This is a genomic window from Stenotrophomonas sp. 62841_Sma, from assembly GCF_056482945.1.
The window spans coordinates 1,164,535-1,190,109 of record NZ_CM151224.1 but is presented as its reverse complement, the minus strand read 5'-3'; the positions used below and the strand labels follow the sequence as shown (position 1 = coordinate 1,190,109).

20 protein-coding genes are annotated in these 25,575 nt (G+C 65.8%); 13 read left to right on the top strand and 7 right to left on the bottom strand.

The window, feature by feature from the left end; genetic code table 11:
- Nucleotides 1-403: 403 nt before the first annotated feature.
- The 3 genes from ACZK5G_RS05585 to ACZK5G_RS05575 form a co-directional block, all read right to left on the bottom strand.
- Complete coding sequence (locus tag ACZK5G_RS05585) at nucleotides 404-739, bottom strand: hypothetical protein (RefSeq protein ID WP_197616834.1); 336 nt, start codon at nucleotides 737-739, stop codon at nucleotides 404-406.
- A gap of 143 nt (nucleotides 740-882) precedes the next feature.
- Complete coding sequence (locus ACZK5G_RS05580) at nucleotides 883-1,896, bottom strand: RHS repeat domain-containing protein (protein ID WP_478465578.1); 1,014 nt, start codon at nucleotides 1,894-1,896, stop codon at nucleotides 883-885.
- 3 nt (nucleotides 1,897-1,899) lie between these two features.
- Nucleotides 1,900-7,218 carry a wall-associated protein gene (locus ACZK5G_RS05575; RefSeq protein ID WP_478465577.1) on the bottom strand — a complete coding sequence of 1,773 codons (5,319 nt, stop codon included), beginning with the start codon at nucleotides 7,216-7,218 and terminating at the stop codon, nucleotides 1,900-1,902.
- A 241-nt stretch (nucleotides 7,219-7,459) separates the two neighbouring features.
- Here ACZK5G_RS05575 and ACZK5G_RS05570 point away from each other — a divergent pair, with 241 nt between their 5' ends.
- The 11 genes from ACZK5G_RS05570 (at nucleotide 7,460) to ACZK5G_RS05520 (ending at nucleotide 20,121) form a co-directional block, all read left to right on the top strand.
- On the top strand, nucleotides 7,460-7,999 hold the full coding sequence (locus ACZK5G_RS05570) for a GNAT family N-acetyltransferase (protein ID WP_478465575.1): 540 nt from the start codon (nucleotides 7,460-7,462) through the stop codon (nucleotides 7,997-7,999).
- Nucleotides 7,996-8,328: a non-heme iron oxygenase ferredoxin subunit gene (locus ACZK5G_RS05565; RefSeq protein WP_100437470.1), complete on the top strand. Its 333-nt coding sequence runs from the start codon at nucleotides 7,996-7,998 to the stop codon at nucleotides 8,326-8,328. Before ACZK5G_RS05570 ends, ACZK5G_RS05565 begins: the two co-directional genes overlap by 4 nt.
- Before the next feature lie 708 nt (nucleotides 8,329-9,036).
- Nucleotides 9,037-11,361: a catecholate siderophore receptor Fiu gene (locus ACZK5G_RS05560; RefSeq protein WP_478465573.1), complete on the top strand. Its 2,325-nt coding sequence runs from the start codon at nucleotides 9,037-9,039 to the stop codon at nucleotides 11,359-11,361.
- A 48-nt stretch (nucleotides 11,362-11,409) separates the two neighbouring features.
- Nucleotides 11,410-12,087 (top strand): Fe2+-dependent dioxygenase, encoded by a 678-nt coding sequence (locus ACZK5G_RS05555; protein ID WP_478465571.1) that lies wholly within the window; start codon nucleotides 11,410-11,412, stop codon nucleotides 12,085-12,087.
- A gap of 164 nt (nucleotides 12,088-12,251) precedes the next feature.
- Nucleotides 12,252-12,653, top strand: a complete 402-nt coding sequence (locus ACZK5G_RS05550) for a hypothetical protein (protein ID WP_049463139.1) — start codon at nucleotides 12,252-12,254, stop codon at nucleotides 12,651-12,653.
- A gap of 146 nt (nucleotides 12,654-12,799) precedes the next feature.
- Complete coding sequence (locus ACZK5G_RS05545; RefSeq protein ID WP_329914004.1) at nucleotides 12,800-15,220, top strand: TonB-dependent receptor domain-containing protein; 2,421 nt, start codon at nucleotides 12,800-12,802, stop codon at nucleotides 15,218-15,220.
- A 209-nt stretch (nucleotides 15,221-15,429) separates the two neighbouring features.
- A complete protein-coding gene (locus ACZK5G_RS05540) occupies nucleotides 15,430-16,068 on the top strand; it encodes a PepSY-associated TM helix domain-containing protein (RefSeq protein ID WP_071228079.1) in 639 nt (212 codons plus the stop codon).
- 26 nt (nucleotides 16,069-16,094) lie between these two features.
- A complete protein-coding gene (locus ACZK5G_RS05535) occupies nucleotides 16,095-16,613 on the top strand; it encodes a DUF2271 domain-containing protein (protein WP_004147429.1) in 519 nt (172 codons plus the stop codon).
- Nucleotides 16,614-16,689: 76 nt separating this feature from the next.
- Nucleotides 16,690-17,493, top strand: a complete 804-nt coding sequence (locus ACZK5G_RS05530) for a DUF4198 domain-containing protein (RefSeq protein ID WP_049398797.1) — start codon at nucleotides 16,690-16,692, stop codon at nucleotides 17,491-17,493.
- A gap of 55 nt (nucleotides 17,494-17,548) precedes the next feature.
- Nucleotides 17,549-18,520 carry an FAD:protein FMN transferase gene (locus ACZK5G_RS05525; RefSeq protein ID WP_478465569.1) on the top strand — a complete coding sequence of 324 codons (972 nt, stop codon included), beginning with the start codon at nucleotides 17,549-17,551 and terminating at the stop codon, nucleotides 18,518-18,520.
- Nucleotides 18,517-20,121 carry a sulfite reductase subunit alpha gene (locus tag ACZK5G_RS05520; protein ID WP_478465567.1) on the top strand — a complete coding sequence of 535 codons (1,605 nt, stop codon included), beginning with the start codon at nucleotides 18,517-18,519 and terminating at the stop codon, nucleotides 20,119-20,121. The genes ACZK5G_RS05525 and ACZK5G_RS05520 overlap by 4 nt, the downstream gene beginning before the upstream one ends.
- Before the next feature lie 210 nt (nucleotides 20,122-20,331).
- Here the strand turns inward: ACZK5G_RS05520 and ACZK5G_RS05515 are convergent, their stop codons facing one another.
- The 4 genes from ACZK5G_RS05515 to ACZK5G_RS05500 all read right to left on the bottom strand — a co-directional run bounded on the left by ACZK5G_RS05515 (nucleotide 20,332) and on the right by ACZK5G_RS05500 (nucleotide 23,482).
- Complete coding sequence (locus tag ACZK5G_RS05515) at nucleotides 20,332-20,940, bottom strand: HutD/Ves family protein (protein ID WP_478465566.1); 609 nt, start codon at nucleotides 20,938-20,940, stop codon at nucleotides 20,332-20,334.
- Nucleotides 20,941-20,974: 34 nt separating this feature from the next.
- Entirely contained in the window at nucleotides 20,975-21,700 is a 726-nt protein-coding gene (locus ACZK5G_RS05510; RefSeq protein WP_004147404.1) for a murein L,D-transpeptidase catalytic domain family protein, read from the bottom strand.
- A 17-nt stretch (nucleotides 21,701-21,717) separates the two neighbouring features.
- Nucleotides 21,718-22,803, bottom strand: coding sequence for a L,D-transpeptidase (locus tag ACZK5G_RS05505; protein WP_478465564.1), 1,086 nt, complete (start codon nucleotides 22,801-22,803; stop codon nucleotides 21,718-21,720).
- Between the two features lie 352 nt (nucleotides 22,804-23,155).
- Nucleotides 23,156-23,482, bottom strand: coding sequence for a ComEA family DNA-binding protein (locus tag ACZK5G_RS05500; RefSeq protein ID WP_012510302.1), 327 nt, complete (start codon nucleotides 23,480-23,482; stop codon nucleotides 23,156-23,158).
- 199 nt (nucleotides 23,483-23,681) lie between these two features.
- On the opposite strand from ACZK5G_RS05500, the gene ACZK5G_RS05495 reads away from it, so the two are divergent.
- On the top strand, nucleotides 23,682-25,175 hold the full coding sequence (locus ACZK5G_RS05495) for a M20 family metallopeptidase (RefSeq protein ID WP_010483606.1): 1,494 nt from the start codon (nucleotides 23,682-23,684) through the stop codon (nucleotides 25,173-25,175).
- A gap of 70 nt (nucleotides 25,176-25,245) precedes the next feature.
- A complete protein-coding gene (locus ACZK5G_RS05490; RefSeq protein ID WP_049398791.1) occupies nucleotides 25,246-25,515 on the top strand; it encodes a GlsB/YeaQ/YmgE family stress response membrane protein in 270 nt (89 codons plus the stop codon).
- Nucleotides 25,516-25,575: the final 60 nt, after the last annotated feature.

Below are 25,575 nucleotides of genomic sequence, written 5' to 3'. Positions count from 1 at the left end.
CGATAGGGCCCGCACTACGCCCGCCCGCTGATGCAGCACTTCAGCGTCGCGGCCACCTGCCGTACCTCCTAGCGTCCTACATGGCGCACGCCAAGATCGAACCGTTCATGACGGCGTTGGCGACGGCGCGGAAGTTACTGGGGTGTGTTTTGAGTAGCAGCGAGCAAGACGAGAATGCCGCGGGAGACTGCGGCCTTTCCGTTCCCAACAATTGCCCAGATCGACCCCCTGGATGTCGAGCATAAACGTCGACTTGCGCAGGAAAGAACGCAAGCGCCAACCAATGCAACTCTGCATAGAACGCCCACGAGGCGAGCACTTCCATCATGCACCAAACGAGCAACGACAAGCTGTGCCGACAACGCTCGCCAAGCGCCTGTCACCAACCCACTCGACTCATTCGCTATAAACCCAAATGAACGCCTTCCATCACCCCCATTCGATCTACATCCACTGGAGCACTTGGGGGCCTGGGGGCACCATCGCGATTCCAGCGAAACGTGCCGGTCACCCGCAGGAATTTCTCCTCCCCACTCTCAACCGAAGGAATCTCTCGAAAGGCCTCCGGGCTTGATTCTGGATAGGCCACCAATGAACTGAATGAGTTCCTTGCGTCCAGTTCATCACGCGAGGGAAAGAGCAAGATCACACCGTTGACCTGATCTATCCATGCATAGAAAGAAACCAATCGCCCGTCAAATTTTTCTGGCTGAGACAACAGCGCAGACATCGTGGTCATGCACGTTTCATACCCTAATTCATTGCCTCGAAATTTACAGACGCTTGGAGCCCCCGCCGCGCCCCCTTCCTGACTGGATGAAGAACAAGCGCCAAGGGTGAAAACCAGCGTAACAACTGCAAACCACCGACGTCCGAGATCCATCATTTCACCTTAAAGAAGTAGTCTTCGGCCGCGATGTACGCGCCAGGGTTCGTTCTAGCATTGACCGCTCCATTCATACCCCTGAAGTCGAATCCCATGACGGAACCACTAGGAGTGGCCACATAGCTGTTAACACCTGCAGATCTTGCTCTCTCCAGATCACCTCGGTAGAGACTCCCCTCCCATCGACCACCGCAGAAACAGGATCCCTTCCAGTAGCTGAATGCTGTATTCACTGGGTGTGTATGAGCAATGGCTACCCTGACACCTGGGCCTGCGTAGTTGTTTTGCCCTTGAACGACGCTACCTGCTCCAGCGCCCGCAGTCGCATCGCCCAAAGCAAAATTGACTGCTGTGTAAGACTGATCAGAAAGTTGCGCGATATCAGCCCCTACTTCCAAGTTGGTCGCAATCGTTACAGGCCGGGCAACTTCCGAAAAATATCTGGCAGATCCCGCCTCCGAACTTTGTCGATTGGGAATACTGTTCGCCCTGTCAATGTACGCTTGCGGATCCCTCTTGATTGCCGCCAGCTGCCCGCGAGATAGACTTTTTCCGCCTGCATGCTCGGTCATTCTGCAGTCCCAGTCCTTCCCGCACGCTCGCCGTCCATCCGGGTCGATTAGGCTATATGGGTTTGCATTTGCATACCGATACCGGCCAAAAGCATTCACCGAGCTCTGGAAAGCCGAAACCGGATCAACGCTCAGGAACGATGAAGTCGTCGAATCATAGTACCGCTGCTGCATGTAACTCAGCCCCGTGCCCGAGTCCGTCACATGCCCCGTATACCCCGGCCCATCCTTTAACGGCCGGTTGACCACCGCCCCATACGGCTCATACACCGTACGCTCGATGACGTTCCCGCTGGCATCGGTGATCGCCACCGGTGAACCCAGTGCATCAGTGTGGATGTACTCGACCACTTCCTGGGCGACTGCCGGAGCCACGCAGGCCGCCAGCACCACCACCGCGAGTACCGCCCGAATCAACAGCGAAGAGAGTCCATTCATGGCTTAGTCCCAGCTCAGTACACCTTGGGTGACCGGCCGTTCGGCCGACCATGGGGAGCAACCGCCTGCATTACAGGCACGCACGCGATACTCATACGCGCAGTAGGTCCCGCCATTCGACTGCACGTAGGTCTTGGGGCCCGTGTAAAGACGCTTGCCACCGCCACCGCTTTCAAGCTGATACTCGGTTGCGTCTGCCACCAGACTCCATCCTGCAGAGCACTGGACCTGATAGGGCGGCCTGCGGGTCGTCAACCACTCTGCTAGATAGAGACTCGTCGCCCCCGGCGGCAGCACCACCGCGACAGTCACGACTCCCGAGTACGGACTGCACCCCGCGAAATTGCACGCCCTCACGCGATAGGCGTAGCTGCCTTTGCCACGGCTGGCACCAAAGCTGTTCCCGCCGCCGTTATGCACCACCGTCCAGCCACCACCGTTGGCACTCTCCTCCAGCACGAAGCTCTCGCTGTTGGTCGGCACCGACCAGCTCAGGCTGTACTGCGGCACGTTCACCAGGCCCGGCGCGCTGATCACCGGCTCGATCGTCGGCGGCCCGATCACCGCTACCGTCGACGTGGCCGACCACGGCCCGCAGCCTGCGCCATTGCAGGCGGCAACCCGATAGCCATAGCTGCCCACACCACGCACAGCGGTGGCATAGGAACCCGCGTTGCCGTCGAACAGCGTGACCCATCCGCCACCATTGCTACTCTCCTGCAAGGTGTAACGCGTGGCACCAGCCACCCCGTTCCAGCCAATACCAATACTGCCCGGCGCAGCGCGTGCCGGCGCAGAGAGTCCGGGCGCAGTGGCAGGCGGATATACGACCGTCACCGCAGCCGTGGCGCTGTATCCCGTGCACCCTACCGGGTTACATGCGCGAACCCGGTAGTTGTAGCTTCCCGCTGCCTTGCCACTGAAGGCCTTGGACTGACCGATGGCGTTGTGCACCTGGGCCCAAGCGCCACCATTGGCGCTTTCCTCCAGCTCATAGCGCTCGGCACCGGAAGCCGCAGACCAAGCTACGTTGTAGCTGCCGTTGAAGGCTGTGGCAGGCACGTTCAGGGTCGGCACGGTGGATGGCGCCAATGCCACGGCCACTGACGCGACGTTGCTCCATCCGCCACACACCGCACGACAGCCGCGCACGCGGAACTGATAGGTCCCCGTGACCAGGCCTGTGCTGGTGAACGATTGCGCCGCGCCATCGAAGACTGTGCTCCAGGTGCCCGCAAGGGCACGCTGCAACTCATAGCGGTTGGCACCGCCGGCCGGGCTCCAGGTCAGGTTCACGCTGCCCTGGGTGATGTAGCCCGGCGCACTCAGCGCGGGAACGCTGGGTGCCGCTTCGCCATGCACCTGGGAAACCAAACTGCCTGACAGGTAGAGATAGTCGGTCTGCTTGCCGGTACGTTCGTTGCGCTGGAATCGCAGCACGCCGCCGTTGTCGTAGAACGAGTAGATTGCCCCCTTGCCACTGGCGCTGGCCTTCACCCGACGACCGTGGGCGTCGTACTCGTAGCTCTCTGCTGTTCCGGCCGCGCGCAGCCGGTTGCCGTAGTCAAACGCGAAAGTCTGACCATTGCGCACCGAAAGATTGCCCTGCACGTCATAGCCAAGACCGGTCACGGTTGCGCCGGTTCCGGTTTCAATCACGTTGACCAGTCGATTGGTCGGATCGAAGTAGTGCGTACGATCGCGGCTGCCGACCTTGGCACGGCGCAGGTTGTCCAACGCGTCATACTCATACAAGGCGTTGCCGAAGCCCGGCGCAGTGACCGTCCGCAACCGGTCCAGGCCGTCATAGGTCATGTCCCGGTTGCCGGGCGCCCCGGGCAGACCATCGGAAATGGCCATCACGTTGCCACCAGCATCGTAGTCATAGCTGTCATCCAGCACTGCGGCCGCTGCAGTGGCATCGCGGCTGCGATCGGGCAGCCCGCGGGCATTCTGGGTCAACGTGTGCACGATCCCATTGCCATATACGAAGCGGGCCAACGCGCCGTTGGCAAAGTAACTGGCCTCCTTCGCATAGCCGCCAACCGTCGTCGCCCGACCCAGTGCGTCCGGCGCATAGCTGACGACACGCCCACCCGGATAGGTATTGCTGGCCAGCGTGCCGTTGGCATCGTAGCCATAGGCCAGGCTCAGATTACCCATATCCGGATGCTGCAGGGTTTCGCCGCTGAGCAGGCGGCGGCGGTTGTACTGGTAGCGGTTGACGACCATCGGCCGGGCCGGATCGTTCTGCGTGCTGATCTCGGCCGGCAGACCATCAGGCGCGTAGGACCAGTTCTGATTTCCGCGCCCATCCGGGAAGATCAGGGACGACAAGCGGTTGGCAGCATCGTAACTACGCTTCACCGCACGTCCGCTGGCCAGGGCTTCACTGCGGTTGCAGTCGGTGGTGCTGGTCAAACCCGTGCCGGCCGCCGACCACAGCACGTTGCCTGCCGCGTCGTAGTCCTGCACGGTCGCACCGGTTTCCGGCTCGATGGTCTTGCACAGCTGCTGGTAGCCGTCATAGACGTAGCGGCGGGTAAGCGACTGGCTGCCGTCTGCATTGCGGCGGGTGATCGCCAGCGGCTTGCCCAGCGTGTCGCGCTGGATCTCGGTCACCACGCCTTCCGGGTGCTGCAGCGTCAGCGGCATCTCGTAGCTGGGCTGGTCGTAGGCAAGGTGACGAGTGGTCGTGGCCTGGCCGCGGGGGGTGGTCACCTTCACCGACAGGTTGCCCACGTACTCGGTGCGGGTAACCAGTGCCCCAAGCTCGGACGATTGACTGACCACGGTGGGGCGGCCCAACGCGTCGTACTGCGTCGTGGTGCCGGTCAGGGCGGCATTGATATCGGAGAGCTGCCGCGTGGGATACGAGGCAAACACGGTCTTGCCGCTGGTGTCGTAGCGGGTCACCACGGCGCTGTCCAGCACGTTGTTGGCGTTCTCGGTCACCAGCACCGGGCGGAACATCGCATCCAGGTAGGTATCCGTGCGCCGCCCGCCCTGCGTGCGCGAGTGCTTCCATGCGCCGGCGGGCACCCCCAACTGCGCGCCACCCAGTCGCTGCAGGTCCATGGTTACGCCATTCCAGTTCACGCTGTCGCCGCCGGGGAACTGCTGGCTGCGCAGCCTGCCCATGCTGTCGTAGCTGAAGCTGGTGGTTGCGCCGGTTTCGTCGGTCAGCGAGGTGATCCAACCGTTGTCGTCCACGGCAACCGTGCGCACCGCACCATTGGGCGCTTCGGGCGTGGCCGGCAGGCGGAGCTGCTGCGGAACACCACGCTTCCATCCCGACAGATGGCTTGTATTTCCGCGGCCATCGGCCACCGATGCAACCGTGCCGTCGGCTGCGTAGGTCACCTGCTGCGCCAGGCGGCCAAATGCGTAGGCGCGCAGCGGCAGTGCTTTGGCCGTATCGAATTCGGTGCGGGACTGTTCGATGCCATTGAGCACACTGCGCGCCGTCTGGCCGTTCACCCATAGCGCGGGATTGTCGTAGTAGCTGGTGCTGGTGGTGCGACTCTGGCCTGCGGAATTCGCTTCAACGACGGTGACTTCGCGCGCAAATGCATCAAAGGCCTGCACGGTGCGGGTGAACTGCACGCCATCCTGTTCCACAACAGTGGATTGAACGGGGCGGTTGTAATGGGCCTTGAGATCGCTCGCACCGTACTTGAAGTCCTTGCCGGCCTCTTTCGGGAAGGGCGCCGCATCCAGCTGGGCATCCGGATAGTAATTGTTGCGGTCAACGCGCACGACCGAGCCACCCGCACGCGTTGTCGTGGACAGCAACAGGCCGTCGTTGTAGGCAACTTCCTTGCCGAACTCGTAGACGCGAACGACACCATCGGGCAACGTCTCGGTAGTGATCTTCGGCTCCGCCTGGCCTACCGGGATTACTGGACCGCCCAGGTCCTGAGCGTAGGCACCATTGAGATTGGTGTATTGATAGGTCCACTGTGCAGTAGGCATCCCCGGACCGCTGATGGTCTTGGCCACCAGCGACATTGCGTCACGGTAGACCGGCGTGTAGTTCCAGCCATCGGCAAACAGGTGATTGTCACCAGAGGTCTGGCAATCCAGCTTCACATTCTTGCGCCCATGGCGGAACGGACGGAACAGGAACGTTCCCAACGCACCCGACGGATGCTGGATACTCAGGGTGATCTCGCTGGCCACGATCTTGTTGACGCGCGAGCATGTGGCCGGGTAGTCCATGTACTCCCAGATGCCCTGCCCGATGTAGTCGGCGTACTTGTGGGTGACTGACAGCGGCGGCAGGTTGTAGACCCATTGGGTTCCGTCCGGCAGCGTTACTGTCCGCAGGATATCGGCCTCCGTGTACCCGTAAATCCAGGTGCGCCCTGCAGCGGTTGCGGATGCGATCAGTCCTTTCGCGTTGTAGGCCAGGCTGATCTCGCGGCCATCGTTGGCAACCATGCGCAACAGCCGGTCGCCGCTCCACTCGTAGCGCACCCAGTTGCCGAAGCGATCCACAACCTGCGATGGGTACAGGAACACAAGCTTTCGATTCAGCAGTGCATTGCTTTCAGGTCCGTAGGGTTGCAGCGTTGCACCGTTGTGGGGCTTGGCGACCATCCAGTCGAAGTAGTACTTAGTGCCGTCGGGAGCATGGCCAAGGAAGCCTTGTCCCGGCTGTCCACTCTTCAGGGCGGTCAGGCAACTGAACGTCCAGCCGCCCTTGGTATTCCAAGGCGCCGGTTCGCCAAACTGTGGCTGCGGCTGACGCGCATCACCGCTGCCTCCCAGGACCGGCTCACCGCCACCACCTGGCAGGGAGAGGCGCACGCCATCCCAGAAAGTATTGGGATAGAAATTTACGGTCTGGGTGCGGCGACGGTTCCAGACCTCCAGTGACGGAGGCGCCGCCACCGTACTGCAGCGCGCAGCGGGCGCCCAATAGCCGACAGCAGCGGTCTCCGGCAGATCGCCATAGACGCCGGACATGGACGGGATATCCAGATCCCAATCCGAGAATGGGCTCTCACTACTGCGATCGCCATCGCGATAGCTGCGGCCCAAGGTCATCGTCAGGCTGCCATTGCCCGGAATCGAAACATCCGTGGCCTTGAAGCTGATCGAGCCGTCATAGAGGTTGACCTGCTCGCCGAAGATCTCGCCCTTCAGCGGTTCGACAATGTCCCCGTACTTCAGCCGCTTGTCGTACTCCTGGCGCCAGGTGGGAACAATCTGGGCGGAAACGCCGACCGGTGCCAGCACGCACAGGGCAAAGACACCCAGAAGCAGACCCTTGGCAGCCGTTGCGGCGCGCGGATGAGAAATGAGGCCAGACTGCATGAAGATCCTCCCTGGATCGACGTCCCTGTATGCCCCACCCGCGCCGAACGGCAGTTGGCCTTCGACCAGGCGGCACCCACTCCGGCAGACAGCCACGCGTTGCTTCACGGTGGGCGGGTGCTGACCATGGATATGAACGAATAATGAAGACGACGTCAACCCTGCGTATTGGGCACACTCGGCAAAGTCGACCCAAGCGGCAGCCTCCCGCGCCCTTCCCCGCTCCACCTAGAATGTGCCCATGAGCACCCTGACCTTCCGCGCCGCCACGTCGGCCGACATCCCCGCCCTCATTGCCCTCGTCACCTCGGCCTACCGCGGCGACGCCAGCCGCGCCGGCTGGACCACCGAAGCCGACCTGCTGGACGGCGCCCGCATCGATGCCGAGGGCATCCAGGCCGACCTGGACCGCCCGCGCTCCACCATCCTACTGGCCGAACGCGGGAACCAACTTGTGGCCTGCGCCCACGTCGCCGATGTCGACGGCAAGGGCTACTTCGGCATGTTCTCGGTCGACCCGGCCCAGCAGGGTGGCGGCGTCGGCAAGCAGCTGATGGACGCCGCCGAAGCGCACGCCGCACGCGAATGGAAGGTGCCGGTGATGCAGATGACGGTGATCGACGTGCGCGACGAGCTGATCGCCTTCTACGAGCGCCGCGGCTATCTGCGCACCGGCATCAAGAAGCCGTTCCCATACGGCGACGAGCGTTTCGGCATTCCCAAGCGCGACGACCTGCGCTTCGAGGTCCTGGAAAAGCCGCTGGCCGGAGCCGCCGCGTGAGCGATACCTGGACCTTCGTCTGTGCCGGCACCGAGCTGCTGCCGGGTGAAATGAAGAGCGTGTTCGACGAAGTGACCGGCACGCCGATCGTGGTGTTCAACCTCGACGGTGAGTTGTACGCGCTGGAAGACCAGTGCACACATGAAGAGTTCGAGCTGTCCTCGGGCGAGTTCAACACCACCGAGGGCAGCGTGGAGTGCGTGCTGCACGGCGCGCGCTTCGACGTGCGTGACGGCCGCGCCCTGTGTGCCCCGGCCTACAGCCCTGTGCCCAAGTTTCCGGTGAAGCGCGAGCACGACGCTGTCTGGACCCGCGACGACCGGGATTGAGGCGGCGCTCGGCCCAGAGCCCCCCCCCCAGAGGGCGCCCCGCGGGAGAGCATCCACCCATGGGGTGGATCTACCGGAAGGCCATGAGGGCGCCCCCAGGCCGCTCCGGGGCGGCCCCAGCGGCCCGTCACGCCCCGCAGATGCGAATCATTATCGTTGATGTTATTCTACGTAACATCTTCGTAACGACTCCGCCCCCGCGCCATGGCTTCGCCCGCGCCCACCGCCACGCTGTGCCAGCTTGCCCGTCAAGGGTGGCCGCTGCTCGTGGCCGTGCTGCTGACGCTGGTGTTGGGCTGGTCTGCGTTGCATGAAGGCAGGCACACGGCGACCGCCGATGCGCCGACTCTGTATGCTCATGATGTGTCGCCCGCGTCCCCGCCACACGTGCTGCCGCACGAACAGGCGATGCACCCCGCTGAATCCGAACCCGATGGCAGTCGCGGCGACAAACCTCGTGCCCTGCGGCGACTCTGCCTGCAGCACCCTGACAATGCACCTGCAGACGCTCCGGCGCCGGTGACACCGACCCCTCCGGTGCTCGCACCGGGCCGGCGCCAGCCCCCATCCCACGCACCGCCCGCGCTGCTGGCCTGACGCTCTGCTGCGCCATGCGCAGCCGCATCCGCACGTCCCCCCTCGTTCTACGTACTGCTGCCGCGCGGCCCGCGCCGGCCGCCTCTCCCTGTTCCCCTTCTGCAGACGCCCATGAACCCGATCAAGAGCCGCAAGCACGCTTCGCCGCTTCGTACCCTGCCGCTGGCCACCGCCAGTCTTGCCGCCGGCCTCGGCCTGGCCACCCTGCCCGCGCTGGCCCACGCTGAAGCCACCGACAACGCCCGCACGCTGGACAAGATCGACGTGCACGCCACCCGGGGCTACAAAGCCGACAAGGTGGCCTCGCCGAAGTTCACCCAGCGCCTGCAGGACACGCCGCAAACCATCCAAGTGATTACCAGCGACCTGTTCAACCAGCAGGGTGCCACCACGCTGACCGAGGCGCTGCGCAACAGCCCGGGCGTGGGCACCTTCTATGCCGGCGAGAACGGCAACACGACCACCGGCGATGCGCTGTTCATGCGCGGCTTCGACACCTCCAACAGCTTGTATGTGGACGGTGTGCGCGACCTGGGCTCGATCTCGCGCGATGTGTTCAACATCGAACAGGTGGAAGTGACCAAGGGGCCGGCCGGCACCGACAATGGCCGTTCGGCGCCGACCGGCGCGATCAACCTTGTCAGCAAGCAGGCCAACCTGCAGGACGCGACGTCGGCCAGCATTTCGCTGGGCAGCGACCAGCAGCGCCGCGCCACCGCCGACTGGAACCAGTCGCTGGGCACCACCAGCGCGCTGCGCATCAACGGCATGTGGCAGGACAGCGACCAGCCCGGCCGCGACCACGTGCAGAACAAGCGCTGGGGCATCGCACCGTCGCTGGCCTTCGGTCTGGGTACCGCCACCCGCTACTACCTCAACCTGCTGTATGTGAAGCAGGACAACGTGCCCGATGGTGGCGTGCCCACCCTGGGCCTGCCGGGCTGGACGCCGCAGCCGACGCTGGAAGCGCTGGCCGGGCACCCGGTCGATCCGGAGAACTTCTACGGTACCCGCGCCGACCACGATGACGTGACCGCGAAGATGGCCACGTTCCGTTTCGAGCACGACTTCAACGACAGCGTGCGCCTGACCAACACCGCCCGCTGGGGTCGCACCGAACAGGATTACCTGCTCACCGCCTTCATGGGCACCGGCGTGCGCGGCGCAGGCGGCCGCCCGACCGGCAACATCACCTATGCCAACCCGGCCGACCTTTCCAGCTACGCCATCGCGCGCAGCCTGCCGACCTTCAAGGACCAGCGCAACACGATCCTCACCGATCAGCTGAACCTGCGCGCCGACTTCGCCACCGGCGCGGTCGGGCACGCATTGAGCGCTGGCCTGGAATTCACCCGTGAAGAACTGGACAGCTACGGCCAGGCCGCCGCTGCCGGCACCAGCTGGCCCGCTGCGAACCTGTACAACCCGGACTGGAACGTCAGCGGCCTGAACTGGGCGCACAACGGCGCCGATGCACATGGCAAGACCACCACCTCCTCGGTGTACCTGTTCGATACCCTGTCCTTCGGCGAAAGCTTCCTGTTGACCGCTGGCGTGCGTGCGGACCACTACAAGACCGAGTACGCCAGCGCGTCGGTGTGTGGTGGCCGCGGCGGCCCGGCGTGCGGCGGCAATCCTACCGGCACGGTGCTGCGCAACCCGACGCTGGACGCGTCCGATACGCTGCTGAACTGGAAGCTGGGCGCCCTCTACAAGGTCGGCGATGCCGTCAGCGTCTACGCCAACTACGCCATCTCGCAACAACCCCCGGGTGGTGCCAACTTCCAGCTGAGCAGCTCGGCCAGCAGTGCCGACAATCCCAAGCTGGATCCGCAGAAGGCCAAGACCTTCGAAGTGGGCAGCAAGTGGGCCTTCCTGGATGACGCTCTGGCAGTGAACCTTGCGTTGTTCCAGACGGACGTGGACAACGAGATCAACACCACCGTGCTCGACGATGCCGGCAACCCGACCCAGACCGGCAGCAAGCGGGTCAAGGGCGTGGAGCTCTCCGCAGTCGGCCGCCTGACCGACAACTGGTCGGTCAGCGCCGGATACAGCCACCTGGACACCGACGTAAGGGAAGGCGCGAAGGTGGCCGCCGATGGCACCACCAACCTGACCTATACCCCGGACGACACATTCACCGGCTGGACCAGCTACACCCTGCCCTACGGCATCACCGTGGGCGGCGGCGTACGCTATGCCGCCGGCATGCACCGCGGCACCGACGGCGCGGTGGGCACCCCGTCGTTCACCAAGTCCTACGTGGTGTATGACGCGGTCGTGTCCTGGGCAATCAATGAGACGATCTCGCTGCGCTTGAACGGCTACAACCTGTTCGACAAGCAGTACGTGGCCAGCATCAACAAGAGCGGCTACCGTTACACCCCGGGTGCCCCGCGCACCTTCCTGCTCAGCGCGGACATCCGCTTCTGATGCAGCACGCGGGGGAGCCCACTCCCCCGCGCCCCCAAAGGAACCGCCATGCTGCTGCACATTCCCGACGTGCTTTCACCCCAGGACGTGGCGCAGGCACGCAGGCGACTCGACGCTGCAGACTGGACCGACGGTCGCGAGACCGTCGGTGCACAGGGCGCGATGGTCAAGCACAATCTGCAGCTACCCGATGCATCTCCCCTGAAAGCGGAGCTGGGCAGGGACCTACTGGCCGCGCTGAGCCGCAGCCCCTTGTTCTTTGCTGCCGCGCTGCCCCTGAAGATCCTGCCACCACGCTTCAACCGCTACAGCGGCGGCGGCACCTACGGCTTCCATGTCGATGGCGCGGTGATGAACCTGGCCAACGGCGAGCAACTGCGCTCGGACATCTCCTGCACCCTGTTCCTGTCCGCGCCCGAGGAGTACGAGGGCGGCGAGCTGATCATCAGCGATACCTACGGCGAGCACGAGGTAAAGCTGCCGGCCGGCGACCTGATCGTGTATCCGTCCAGCAGCCTGCACCAGGTGCGGCCGGTCACCCGCGGTGCGCGCGTGGCCTCGTTCTTCTGGGTACAGAGCATGATCCGCGACGATGTGCAGCGCCGCCTGCTGTGGGAAATGGATGGCTCGATCGAGCGCCTGCGGCAGACCGGCGGTGACGCCGAGGCGGTGCTGCAGCTGACCGGCGTGTACCACAACCTGCTGCGACGCTGGAGCGAAGTCTGAGCCCCATCCGGTCGAACCGCGACAATTTGGCAATCATTCTCATTTGCAACAGCTAACAGCTCTCATTACAATCACGCCCCGTTGATGCCGGCCGCTGCCGGCAGACCCTTGGGGACCCCTGCTTGCTGCGCCCGCTTCGCCCTCGCCCACTCATCCATCGCAAGATGGGCACCGCCATGCGCGGCCAGCGTCCTGCGCTGGCCAGTCTGCTGGCGTGGGTTGCGATGCTGGCTTTGCTGCTGGGCACCCTGCCGCTGCTGCCACACGGCCAGGCCGGAATGGCCGTGCAGATGCCGCTGGAAGAGCGCGGTGGCGAAGCGTCCCCGCAGGAAGAAGCACCGGCCAAACTGCGCCGCTGTGCTGCCGCCCCGGTGAAATCGGCCGAGAAGGCGCGCCCGCCGTTGCTGCTGGCCAGCCAATGGCTGCGCACCGAGCTTGAACTCGTACCCGCCACGCCGGCCATGCCCGGCGTGCGCCCGGACTGGCCGCTGGCCGCTCCGGACACGCCCTGGGCCGACGCGCCCGGGCGCCGCCAGCAACGCGGCCAGGCGCCGCCGCTCGCCTGATTCACGGCCCCGCGTGACCGCCTGCGCGGTCGTGCCCGCACGCCGCTGCCTGCTTCATCCCTGCCGCCCCTGACCGGGCCTCCCCGTGCATGCCGCGCCGTTCGCGCCTGGCATTGCACCACCCTGCATCCTTCGAGGTTACTGCCATGGCCCAGCGCCATCGTGTCCGTTCGTCCCTGTCCCGTACCCTGCTGACCAGCGCCGTGCTGGCGGCCATGACCGCCCCGGCCTTCGCCCACGGTGACGCTTCCGGCGCGCCACAGACGCTGGACAAGGTGGTGGTCACCGCCTCCGGCTTTGAGCAGAAGGTGGTCGATGCACCCGCCAGCATCAGCGTGGTCAGCCGCGAAGAACTCAGCAAGCGCCCGTACACCAATCTGGTCGACGCGCTGCGCGACGTTGAAGGCATCGACGTCGGCCTGGAAGCCAGCGACAAGAACGGCCGTGCCACCATCTCGATGCGCGGCCTGCCCTCCGAGTACACCCTGGTGCTGATCGACGGCCGCCGCCAGAGCAATGTCGGCCAGCTGTATCCGAACAACTTCGGCGGTGGCCAGTTCGCCTACCTGCCGCCGTTGGATGCCATCGAGCGCATTGAAGTGGTGCGCGGCCCGATGTCCACGTTGTACGGCTCGGATGCAATGGGCGGCGTGATCAACATCATCACCCGTCGCAACCAGGACAGCTGGCACGGCGCGCTCACCCAGGGCTTCACCGTGCAGCAGGACGATCAGTTCGGCGATGCACGCACCACCGACGTCTACCTCAGCGGCCCGCTGGTCAAGGACCGCCTGAGCCTGGCAGTACGCGGCAGCTACTACGACGCCAAGGCCTCCAATCCGGAGTGGGATGCACTGACCCTGCCAGACGGCAGCCTGTGGGAGCGCAGCATCGGCTTCGGTGGCGGCGGCAAGTCGGTGGCCAACACCAACTGGAACACCGGTGTGCGGCTGAACTTCCACGTCAACGATGACCACGAACTGTGGCTCGACTACGACGTGTCGCGGCAGAAGTACGACAACAGCGAGGGCCAGACCGGCACCCTCGACAGCCTGGCCAGCCTGTGGCGCGTCGGCAATGCCGTCATCCCCAACCCGAACGGCAGCGGCACCGTCACCCGCCGCGTGGTGCAGCCGCGCGTGGGCTACACCGCCTACCAGCGATACGAGCGCGACCAGTTGTCGCTGACCCACCAGGGCCGTTACAGCTTCGGTACCTGGCAGACCTCGCTGACCCACAGCAAGAGCAGCAACCTGGGCCGCTCGCTGCCGCTGACCCTGGACGAACGCGCCAACCTGCAGACACTGTGGAACGACGTCTGCCGCCGCACCGGCGGCGCCAACAACTGCGCGGCCGGCCGCGGCAATGCACTGGCCGCCCTCAACCCAAGTGAAATGGCACGCCTGCAGGCATTCCTGCCGCGTCCGCTGCGCACCATGGAGCTGGAAGGCTACGTGCTCGACACCATGCTCGACCTCGACTTCGGCGCGCACAAGCTGACCGTCGGCGGCCAGTACAACGACACCGACATGATCGACGGCGTGTTCGGCATGGATGGCGCCGGCTACCGCAGCAACACCAAGCAGAAGCACCGCATGTGGGCGCTGTTCGCCGAGGACAACTGGTCGCTGACCGACACCCTCACCGCCACCTTCGGCCTGCGCTACGACGACCACAACGTGTTCGGCAGCCATGTCAGCCCGCGCGGCTACCTGGTGTGGAACGCCACTGACGCCTGGACCTTCAAGGGTGGCGTCAGCACCGGCTACAAGACGCCGCGTCCCGACCAGCTGTTCCCGGGCATCACCGGCTTCGGTGGCCAAGGCGTGCTGCCGCTGGTGGGTTCGCCGAACCTGAAGCCTGAAACCAGCACCAACTACGAGCTGGCCGCGTACTACGAAGGCCAGCGCTGGGGCTTCAATGTCACCGGCTTCTTCAACAAGTTCGAAGACAAGATCGCCAGCGGCGGCACGTTCCCGAACTGCGAAGTGGCCCGCGCCGGCAGCGGTTACTGCGTGGACATCGGCCCGGGCTGGGCAGCACTGGGCTACAGCACCTTCACCCAGAGCGTGAACATCGACAAGGCCGAGACCCGCGGTGCGGAACTGGCCGGCCACGTCGACCTGCTCGACAACCTGCAGCTGCGCGGCAACTACACCTGGACCAAGAGCGAACAGACCAGCGGCCCCGACAAAGGGCGCCCGATCTCTGGCACCACGCCGGCAAAGCACATGGCCAACGCCAGCCTCAACTGGCAGATCAACGAAGCGATCAGCCTGTCGCTGATCGGCGAAGGCCGCTACGACCGCTATCGCGACACCCTCATCGACAGTGCCGGCGCCCGCCACGTGCGCTACTACGAGGACTACACGATCTTCCATCTCGGTGGCAGCTGGAAGGCCACGCCGTGGCTGACGGTCAACGCACGGGTCAATAACCTGTTCGACAAGGACTTCGTTTCGCAGTCGTGCCTGCTGCTCAATCCCAGCGAGTTCAGCTGCGTGGACGACTACGCGACCAAGGACCAGCGCCGCAGCTACTGGATTTCGTTGAACGCGAAGTTCTGATCTCTGCGCCCTGCCCTGGTGGGTGCCGACCTTGGTCGGCACCGCTCCATCCACGCATGGCGTGGATCTACTGATCCGCGGGATTGCCGGCCAGTCGGTAGTGCCGGCCGCTGGCCGGCAATCCCCCAGGGATACAGAACGATACGCAATTGCGAGCTATTCTCATCAATGATGTAATGGGCAGTCCCCCGTCCGCCTCGAACCGTGCCGTGAGCCGTCCTGCCTCTTCCACCGTGCAGCAGCAACAGAACCGTGGCTTCTGGCTGCGGACGCTGCACCAGTGGCACTGGATCAGCTCGGCGGTCTGCCTGATCGGCATGCTGCTGTTTGCGGTGACCGGCCTGACCCTCAACCATGCCGCGAAGATCGAGGCCAAGCCCGAGGTGCAGAACCAGCATCTGGAACTGCCGGCCGCGCTGCTGGGCCAGCTGGGCACGCGCGAGGATGGCAACGCGCCGATCCCGCGCCCGGCACGGCAATGGCTGGACACGCAGCTGGGCATCGCCATCGGCGGGCGCCCGGCCGAGTGGTCGGCCGAAGAGATCTACCTGTCGCTGCCGCGCCCGGGTGGCGACGCCTGGCTGAGCATCGATCGCGCGACCGGCGCGGTGGAGTACGAATCCACCTCGCGCGGCGCGGTGTCCTACCTCAACGACCTGCACAAGGGCCGCAACGCGGGCCCGGCGTGGGGCTGGTTCCTGGACCTGTTCGCCGTGGCCTGCCTGGTGTTCTGCATCACCGGCCTGTTCCTGCTTCACCTGCATGCACGGCAGCGGCGCATGACCTGGCCGCTGGTCGGCCTCGGCCTGATGATCCCGCTGCTGATCGCCCTGCTGCTGATCCACTGACTTTCCTTCGTTTCCGGAGCCGCCCCATGCGCGTCACCCTGACCATCGCCCTCAGCGGCCTGCTGGCCACCTCGCCGGCCTATGCCACCACCCTCGACATCAACGTCGAAGTGCCCAAGCTCAACGTGGCCGAGTACCACCGCCCGTACGTGGCGGTGTGGCTGGAAGGCGCCGACCAGAAGGTCGCGGCCAACCTGTCGGTCTGGTACCAGCAGACCAGCAACAGCGAAGGCCACGGCACCAAGTGGCTGCCGGACCTGCGCCAGTGGTGGCGCAAGAGCGGCCGCACCCTGCAGGTGCCGGTGGACGGCGTGACCGGCCCGACCCGCCCGGCCGGCAAGCACGCGCTGTCGTTCAACGACAAGCAGCCGGCGCTGAAGCAGCTGGCTCCGGGCAACTACACCCTGGTGGTGGAAGCGGTGCGCGAAGTCGGCGGCCGTGAACTGCTGAAGATCCCCTTCACCTGGCCGGCCACCGCCGCGCAGAACGGCAAGGCGCAGGGCGCCACCGAACTGGGCCAGGTCACCCTCGCCGTCAAACCCTGAAAAGGGGACGGAGGGGATTAAGTCGTAATTCCCCTCCTCTCGCCGCACCACCCTGCATCCACCTGGAGTCTTCCGCATGAAGCGCACGCTCGTCCTCGCCGCCGCTCTGGCCGCTGCCCTTCCCTTCTCCGCCCTGGCCCACAAGGCCTGGCTGCTGCCCTCGCAGACCGTGATCGCCGGCAATGCGCCGTGGATCACCGTCGACGGTGCGGTCTCCAACGACCTGTTCTATTTCAACCACGTGCCGCTGCGCCTGGAGTCGGTGGTGATCACCGCGCCGGACGGCAGCACCGTGCAGCCGCAGAACGCGTCCACCGGCAAGTACCGCAGCGTGTTCGATGTCGAGCTGAAGCAGCCGGGCACCTACCGCATCGCGTCGGTCAATGACGGCCTGTTCGCCACCTACGAGCAGAACGGCGAGCGCAAGCGCTGGCGCGGCAGCGTCGCCACCTTCGGCGAACTGCCCAAGGATGCGAAGAAGCTGGAAGTGAGCCAGTCGGTCGGCCGCGTGGAGACCTTCGTCACCAACGGCGCCCCGAACGACACCGCGCTGAAGCCGACCAACCGTGGCATCGAGCTGGTCGCCGTCGGCCACCCGAACGATCTGTTCGCCGGCGAGGAAGCCACCTTCCGCGTGCTGGTCGACGGCAAGCCGACCGCCGGCCTGGAGTTCGAGATCGTGCGTGGCGCCACCCGCTACCGCAACGCGCAGGACGAGCTGAAGGTCACCAGCGATGCCAAGGGTGAGATCAAGGTGACCTGGCCGGAAGCCGGCATGTACTGGCTGGAGACCGGCACCGAAGACAACAAGACCTCGGTGAAGCAGGCCGCCAAGCGCCGCCTGAGCTACGTCGCCACGCTCGAAGTACTGCCGCAGTAATGACGTGGACCGCGATGCCGGGCACGCCCCGGCATCGCGCCTGCAGCACACCACCATGACCGATCCCCTGCTCGACATCGCCCGCCTCGGTGGCACCACCATGGGCACCACCTGGAGCGTGTCGCTGGTCGCGTCGCGCCAGCGCGACCTGCACCCGCTGCATGCTGGCATCCAGGCGCGGCTGGACGAGGTGGTCGCGCAGATGAGCACCTGGGAGCGTGGTTCGGATCTGAGTCGCTACAACCGCGCCAACGCCGGCCAATGGTGCGTGCTGCCGGCCGAAACCCGTCACGTTCTGGTCTGCGCACAGGCCATCGCTTCCGCCAGTGGCGGCGCCTTCGATCCCACCATCGGTCCGCTGGTTGCACTGTGGGGCTTCGGGGCACATGCCGGCGAACGCCGCCAGCCCGACGACGCTACCCTGCAGGCCACGCGTGATCGCTGCGGTTGGCAGCGCCTGCAGTGGCAGGACGATGCGCTGCTGCAACCGGGTGGACTGGAACTGGATCTCTCTGCGATCGCCAAGGGCTTCGGTGTCGATCACGTGGCCGCCTGGTTGCGTGGACAAGGCATCACTGCCGCGCTGATCGAAGTCGGCGGCGAACTGGCCGGCTACGGCCGCAAACCGGACGGCCAGCCGTGGCGCGTGCTGGTGGAATCCGCACCCGAAGAAGACGCCCACACCGATACCCCGCCACGGGTACTGGCGCTGGACGGCAAGGCGGTGGCCACCTCCGGCGATCGCTGGCACCAGTACCAGGCCGATGGCGAGGCCTACAGTCACAGCCTGGACCCGCGCTCGGGCAGACCGGTGCGGCAGGTTGCAGCGGCGGTCACGGTGGTAACCGACGACGCCATGCACGCCGATGCATGGGCCACCGCACTGACCGTACTCGGTCGCGAACAGGGCATGGCATTGGCCGAGCGCGAAGGACTGGCTGCGCGCTACCTGCAGCGTGCGGCAGACGGCCCGCAGGAATTTCTCAGCAGCGCCTTCCAGCGCCTGCTCGACGAGCAGGACGCATGAGCGCACGTCCATCGCGCGCCTGGCTCGGCAACGCACTGGTTCTGCTCCTGCTGGCAGCGATCGGCTGGGCACTGCTTCGCCTGCATCTCGGCGAAGCGTGGTGGCGGGGCGCACCTCCGGCGCGGCAGTCGCAGATCGCGGTGCTCGCCACGGTGCTGTATGCGCTGGCCTGCGCGGCCCTGTGGTGGCGTGGGCGCCCGCGCGACGACGCCGCAACCGGAGACACCGCGCCCATCCTGCTGGTCTGGTCCAGCCAGACCGGCTTCGCCCGCGAACTGGCCGAACGCAGCGCCGAGGCCCTGCGCGGTGCCAGCGTGCCAGTGCGCGTGCGCGGACTGCATGAGGTGGATGCAGCACTGCTGGCTTCCAGCCAGCGCGCGTTGTTCATTGCCAGCACCACCGGCGAAGGCGATCCACCCGACCACGCCCTGCCGTTCCTGCGCGGGGTGATGGCCACCCCGCCCCCGCTGCAGCACCTGCACTACGGGGTGCTCGCGCTGGGCGACCGCAGCTATGGCCACTTCTGCGGATTCGGCCACCAGCTGGACACTTGGCTGCGCCAACACGGCGCGCATCCGCTGTTCGACGCCATCGAGGTCGACAACGCCGATCCGGCAGCGTTGCGTCATTGGCAACAGTTGCTGGGACAACTCGGCGGTAACGCCAGCGAACTGCCCGACTGGAGTCCGGCCGAGTACCAGCCGTGGACGCTGCTGCAACGCGAGCATCTGAACCCGGGCAGCCCCGGTGGTCCGGTGTACTGGTTGCGCCTGCAGCCACCGGCCGATGCAAATGCGCAGTGGCAGGCCGGTGACATCGCCGAGATCGGCCCGCAGCACGCATCGCACACCGTGCGTGCCTGGCTGGATGCACAACGCTTCGACGCGGACACCGTGCTGGATGACGGGCAGACGTTGCTGGCACGCGTCGCGCGCTCGCACCTGCCCTCATTGGTTCCCCCGGGTGATCTGCCTGCCTTGCTGGCGACTCTGCAACCGCTGCCGCATCGCGAGTATTCCATCGCCTCGGTCATGGCCGACGGTGCGGTTGAGCTGCTGCTGCGCCGCCAGCTGCGCGCTGACGGTACACCCGGCATCGGCAGCGGCTGGCTGTGCGACCACGCTGCCATCGGCGAACCGGTACAGCTGCGTCTGCGCCGCAACGACAATTTCCATGGCTTGGCCGCCGACGTGCCGCTGCTGCTGATCGGCAACGGCACCGGCATCGCCGGCCTGCGCGCGCATCTGCACGAACGCGTACGCAGTGGCGCACGCCGCACCTGGCTGCTGTTCGGTGAGCGCACCGCCGCGCATGACTTCCACTTCGGTGAAGAACTGCAGGCGATGCTGGAAGACGGCACGCTGGCGCGGTTGGATGCGGTATTCAGCCGCGATGGCGGTGCGCACCGCTATGTGCAGGACCGGCTGCTGGCCGACGCGGCAACGCTGCGCCAATGGGTGGATGAAGGCGCCACGATCCTGGTCTGCGGCAGCCTGCAGGGCATGGCCCCGGCGGTGGATGCAGTGATCGAGCAGGTGCTGGGTACCGCGGGCAAGGAAGCGCTGTTGCTGGCCGGTCGTTACCGGCGCGATGTGTATTGAGGCCACCGCATCCTGGTGGGTGCGAACCGATTCCTGGTGGGTGCGAACCGATTCCTGGTGGGTGCGAACCTTGGTTCGCACCGTGACGCGGTGTCGGTGGCCCCATCCACGCATGGCGTGGATCTACTGAACGGTGTGTCCAGACATGGTGGCAACCGCACCCCAGTAGATCCACGCCATGCGTGGATAGTGCCAACCGGCGCCCAGGAATCATCCCGCCGCCGCACTGATCCGGATCGCCAGCAATTCGCCACCGCCCTGCACCGCATGACGCTGCCGTTCACCGGCCGCCAACCACGCAGTGTCTCCCGCCTGCAGCGCCGGCAAGCCGCTATCTGCACCGAACTCCGCCTGACCGGCCAGCAGATGCAGCGCCCAGGCCACACCCGGTTCGCAGAAGAAGAACATCGTGCCCACCAGCGGCCGGTGCAGCAGTTCGGCCTGCAGGAGCTCGCGCTTCCACATCAGGTTGAAGTCGTGGGTGGTGCCATCGACCAGTTCCCCGTGCAGTGTCTCCTCACCAGCAAACCGCACGCGCCCGTGTGGCGGCAGCACTTCCGCCACGCGTCCATCGTCGAAGCGCAGACGCACGCCATTGCCCTGCAGCAACACCAGTTCGCGCTCCACGCCGGGGAAGGCGGAGAACGCGGCATCCTGCTCGATCTCGGCCACCGACAGGCGTAGCGCCCAGTCATCACCCTGCGCCGGCAGTCGCAGGATCTCGCGGGTCCAGCCCAGGCCGTTGCGCCAGCGTTCGCGGCGATAGTCCAGGCTGGAGATTACCTGGCTCGGAGTGTGCAGCAGGGAGTCGATGTTCATCGGCGCATTGCATCATGCCGCGCGCCGTCGTGCATCACCGCGTGGCGAGCGTGCCCTGGCCACCGCACTCGCCGCCCAGCAGCTGCGAGTGCTTCAGCCAATCCTGGTCGGGGTAGTAGGCGAACACCATCGTGCCGCCACGCAATGCATCGATCAGTGGCTTGGCCACCGACAAGCGCACTGCCGGACAGCCCAGGCTGCGGCCGAGCCGCCCCTGCAGCTGCGCAGTCGCCGGATTCACATAGGGCGCGCCGTGGATGACGATGGCGCGTTCGCGCGCGCGGTCGTTGAAGCCCGGTTCCAGCCCGGCCAGGCGCAGCGAATAGCCGTTGCCGCCCATGTAGGTCTCCTGCGCGGTGAATGCGCCAAGACTGGACATGAAACTGCCATCGCGGTTGGAGAAGTGTTCGGTGCGGTTCTCACCGCTGTTGCGGCCATGCGCCACCCATTCCTCGAACAGCAGGCGCTGGTGAGCCAGATCGAACACCCACAGGCGCGGCTCGGTGGACGGCCGCGAATAGTCGATCACGCTGAGCCGATCACCATTGATGCCCAGCTCCGGCCGCTGCAACGCACAGCGCATGGCGTGCGCCGCCAGCTGCAACACGTGGCGGTCGGCCTTGGGCGCGCTGCGCGACAGCAGGGCAGCCAGATCATCGGCGCTGGTGGCGAGGGCGGGCGTCTGTGCCAGCGCCGGAGCGCTGGCCGAGGTCGCCAGCAGGCCGAACGCGGCCAGCCGGCACAGGCGGGATGCAGTCATGGGCACAACGAAGGGACTCAGTTGCCCTTGAGGGTGGACCCTGGCGGCTCGGATTCCAAGACCGGCTGCATTCCGGATTCAGCCGGGCTTGGGCGGACCGCCGGCAGCGAGGTCACCAGCAGGGTCGTGCCCGGTACCAGCACCTGGTACAGCTGGCGGGCGAAATCGGCCGGCAACGCCATCGGCAGCGAGGGCGTGGCCAGCAGGTCCGGCGTGGCCTGGGCACGGTCCTGGCCCAGCAGCGGATAGGCCGTCCACTGGTGCAGGCGCTGGTTCGCGTCCAGCGGGCTGGGCGTATCGCTGTAGCCCTGCCCCATCACGAACAGGGTGGTGCCCTGGAACGCCGGCAGGGCGTCGGCCTTCAGCGGCGACTCGCCGATCATCACGCCATCGCGCAGCACGTACAGGCGCTGGTCGTGCAGACTGACCAGGATGCCGACCTGCCCGGCCGGCGCCGCGGCGTCATCCCACCAGGCCTGCGCCGGGGCCCCACCCTCGGTCTCCGGCAAGGCCTGGCCACGCGCGTTGACCGGTGCCAGCACCGACGGATAGGCCAGGGTCATCGGCGAGCTCTTGGCATCGGCCACGACCACGGTGTCGCCACGCTGGGTTTCACTGAACAGCTTCTGCGCGAAGGCCTGCGGCAGCCGCACGCAGCCATGCGAGGCCGGATGACCAGGCAGGCTGCCGCCATGCAGGGCGATGCCGTCCCAGGTCAGCCGCTGCATGTAGGGCATCGGCGCGCTGTTGTAGAGGTTGGACTTGTGGTCCTTGTCCTTCTGCAGGATGGTGAACACGCCGGTCGGCGTCTCATGCCCAGCCTTGCCCGAGCTGATCGTGGTCAGGCCGATGGCAATGCCGTTGCGGTACACGTACGCGCGCTGCTCATCGAGGCTGACCACCAGCACGATCGGGCCGGTCGGTGAAATTTCCGGATGCCACAGGTATTCGCCCGGCTTGAGGTCGGTCGGTCCGCGCACTTCGGCGGTGCTGGCTGCGGCAGCGGCAGGCTTGGCGGCCGGCGTCGGCGCAGCGGCATGGCCCAGCAGCGGCAGGGCCAGTGCAAGGGCGAGCATCAGGGTGGTGGGGCGGTGCAGAAGCATCCAGCGGGGGTCCTTTCCATGCGGTGCGGCCACCGTACACCATCGACCCGTGGTGGCCGCAGCAAAACCAGGTGCCGGAAATGAAACTGCCCGGCGACACAGCCATGTGTCGTACCGGGCAATCGTTACGTCCTTGTCGGCCTGCTGCCGCCCCCTCGCATCCTGCGCTGTGGGGGTAGCGTTGCATCCTGCACGCGGCCGCGTCTGTCCTGTTTGTATCTCAGCCCCTTCCACAGGTCTGTGATGCCACCATCCTGGTGATTGGTGCCGCGTCCTGCGGCGGTCGGTGGTCACGGCCTTCCTGTCCGTGTCCGGTGAACCAGCCTCCTGCCGGTTCCGACGATTCCTGCTGTCAGCGCCTGGGTACGGTTCGCACCGGTACCGATCCGGGTACCGGATCCGCCGGCAACAACCTGTTGCCTACGGTGATCCGCTGTCGATTCCGTTCGACGATTGCTTTCCCTATCCCCTTCACCTGCGTCAGGTCCTCGACGCGATGAAACGGGCCGTGTCTGCGCCGGTGCTCGACGATCGCCTCGGCCTTGGCGGCTCCGACCATCGTCAATCCCTGCTGCAGCGCCTGGGCATCGGCGCGGTTGATGTCGATCGGTTCGGCGGCATGCGCCCCAGCGATCCACACGACCAGCACCAGTGCCCTCAACACGACACTCCAAGGCACGACGTGTATCTCCTTGTGATTCTGGCCGTCCCGACCGGCAATCCCGTCGGTAGGAACAGTGTCCGTCACCACATGCACACAGCCTATCGGTTTCCTGGATTTCTAAAAGCCAGCCAAATACCCGACGTGATGTAGGAAAAACCCTACCCGCGGCACAGGCGTAGAATGGCCGGATCAGCCCATGCAACCGGAGTTTCAGATGGACAGCGCCAAGCTCGGCCAATTCGTCAATGACAAGTGGGACAGCGAAATCGTCCCGCAGTTGGTCGACTACATCCGCATTCCCAACAAGTCGCCGATGTTCGACGCCAATTGGGTGCAGAACGGCTACATGGAACAGGCGGTCACCCTGATGGAGAACTGGGCCAAGGCCCAGCAGCTGCCCGGCCTGAAGGTTGAAGTGGTGCGCCTGGAAGGCCGTACCCCGCTGATCTTCCTGGAAATTCCGGCTACCGGCGCCGAAACCGGCGACGACACCATCCTGCTCTACGGCCACCTCGACAAGCAGCCGGAAATGACCGGCTGGGACGACGACCTCGGCCCGTGGACCCCGGTCCTGCGCGGCGACAAGCTGTATGGCCGCGGCGGTGCGGACGACGGCTACGCCATCTTCGGCTCGCTGGCCGCGGTGCTGGCGCTGCAGGCCCAGGGCCTGCCGCACGCCCGCTGCGTGGTGCTGATCGAAGCCTGTGAAGAGTCGGGCAGCTATGACCTGCCGGCCTACGTCGACCACCTCGCCGACCGCATCGGCAAGCCGTCGCTGGTGGTCTGCCTGGATTCGGGCTGCGCCAACTACGACCAGCTGTGGTGCACCACCTCGCTGCGCGGCCTGACCGGTGGCAACTTCACCGTGAAGGTGCTCAACGAAGGCGTGCACTCCGGCGATGCCTCCGGCGTGGTGCCGTCCAGCTTCCGCCTGCTGCGCCAGCTGCTGTCGCGCATCGAGGACCAGGACACCGGCCGCATCCTGATCGACGGCATGAACGTTGAGATCCCGGCCGAGCGCCAGGAACAGGCCAAGCGCGCCGCCGAAGTGGTCGATACCGAGATCTTCGAGAAGTTCCCGATGGTCGACGGCCTGCGTCCGATGAACGAGGACCTGACCGAGCTGGTGCTCAACCGCACCTGGCGCCCGGCACTGTCGGTCACCGGCGTCGGTGGCATGCCGGCGCTGGAATCGGCCGGCAACGTGCTGCGCCCGCAGACCTCGGTGAAGCTGTCGCTGCGCCTGCCGCCGACCGCCGATGGCAAGACCTGCGGTGAGCTGCTGAAGGAAGCGCTGCTGCGCGATCCGCCGAACGGCGCGCAGGTCACTCTGGATCTGGAAAAGGCCTCCACCGGCTGGAACGCCCCGGCCATGGCGCCGTGGCTGACCCAGGCCATCGACGACGCCAGCCAGGCCTTCTTCGGCAAGCCGGCGATGTACATGGGCGAAGGTGGCTCGATTCCGTTCATGGGCATGCTGGGTGAGAAGTTCCCGGGCGCCCAGTTCATGATCACCGGCGTGCTCGGTCCGCACTCCAATGCACACGGCCCGAACGAGTTCCTGCACATTCCGATGGGCAAGAAGGTCACCGCCTGCGTGTCCAAGGTGATCAGCGAGCACTACGCCGCCAGCCTGCGCGGCGAGACCAGCGGTTCGCCGGTGGCTGCCGACAGTGGCACCCGCCACGGCGACCACGGCTGCTGCTGAATCCGGCACACCGTGACGGACGCAGCCTGGCCTTGCTAGGCTGCGTCCACCCTTGGTGGAAATCGCGCGCATGAATGGTCTGTTCGGCAGCAGCAGCTGGCTCTACATCATCCTGGTCGGCTTCTTCGTCGGCCTGCTCGGGCGATTCTTCATGCCCGGCAACAACCGCATGGGCTGCCTGCTGACCATCGTGCTGGGCATCATCGGCGCGCTGCTGGCCGGGTGGTTCGGCCAGTACATGGGCTGGTACGCCCCCGGTGAGCCGGCCGGCTTCCTCGGTGCGGTGCTGGGCGCGGTGGCCGTGCTGGCCGTCCTGCGTCTGTTCAGCGGTCGCCGCTGATCCCGCACCCTCTTCCCTTCCTGTTCCCGACGTAGGCGCGCCCGGCGCGCCCGGATATGC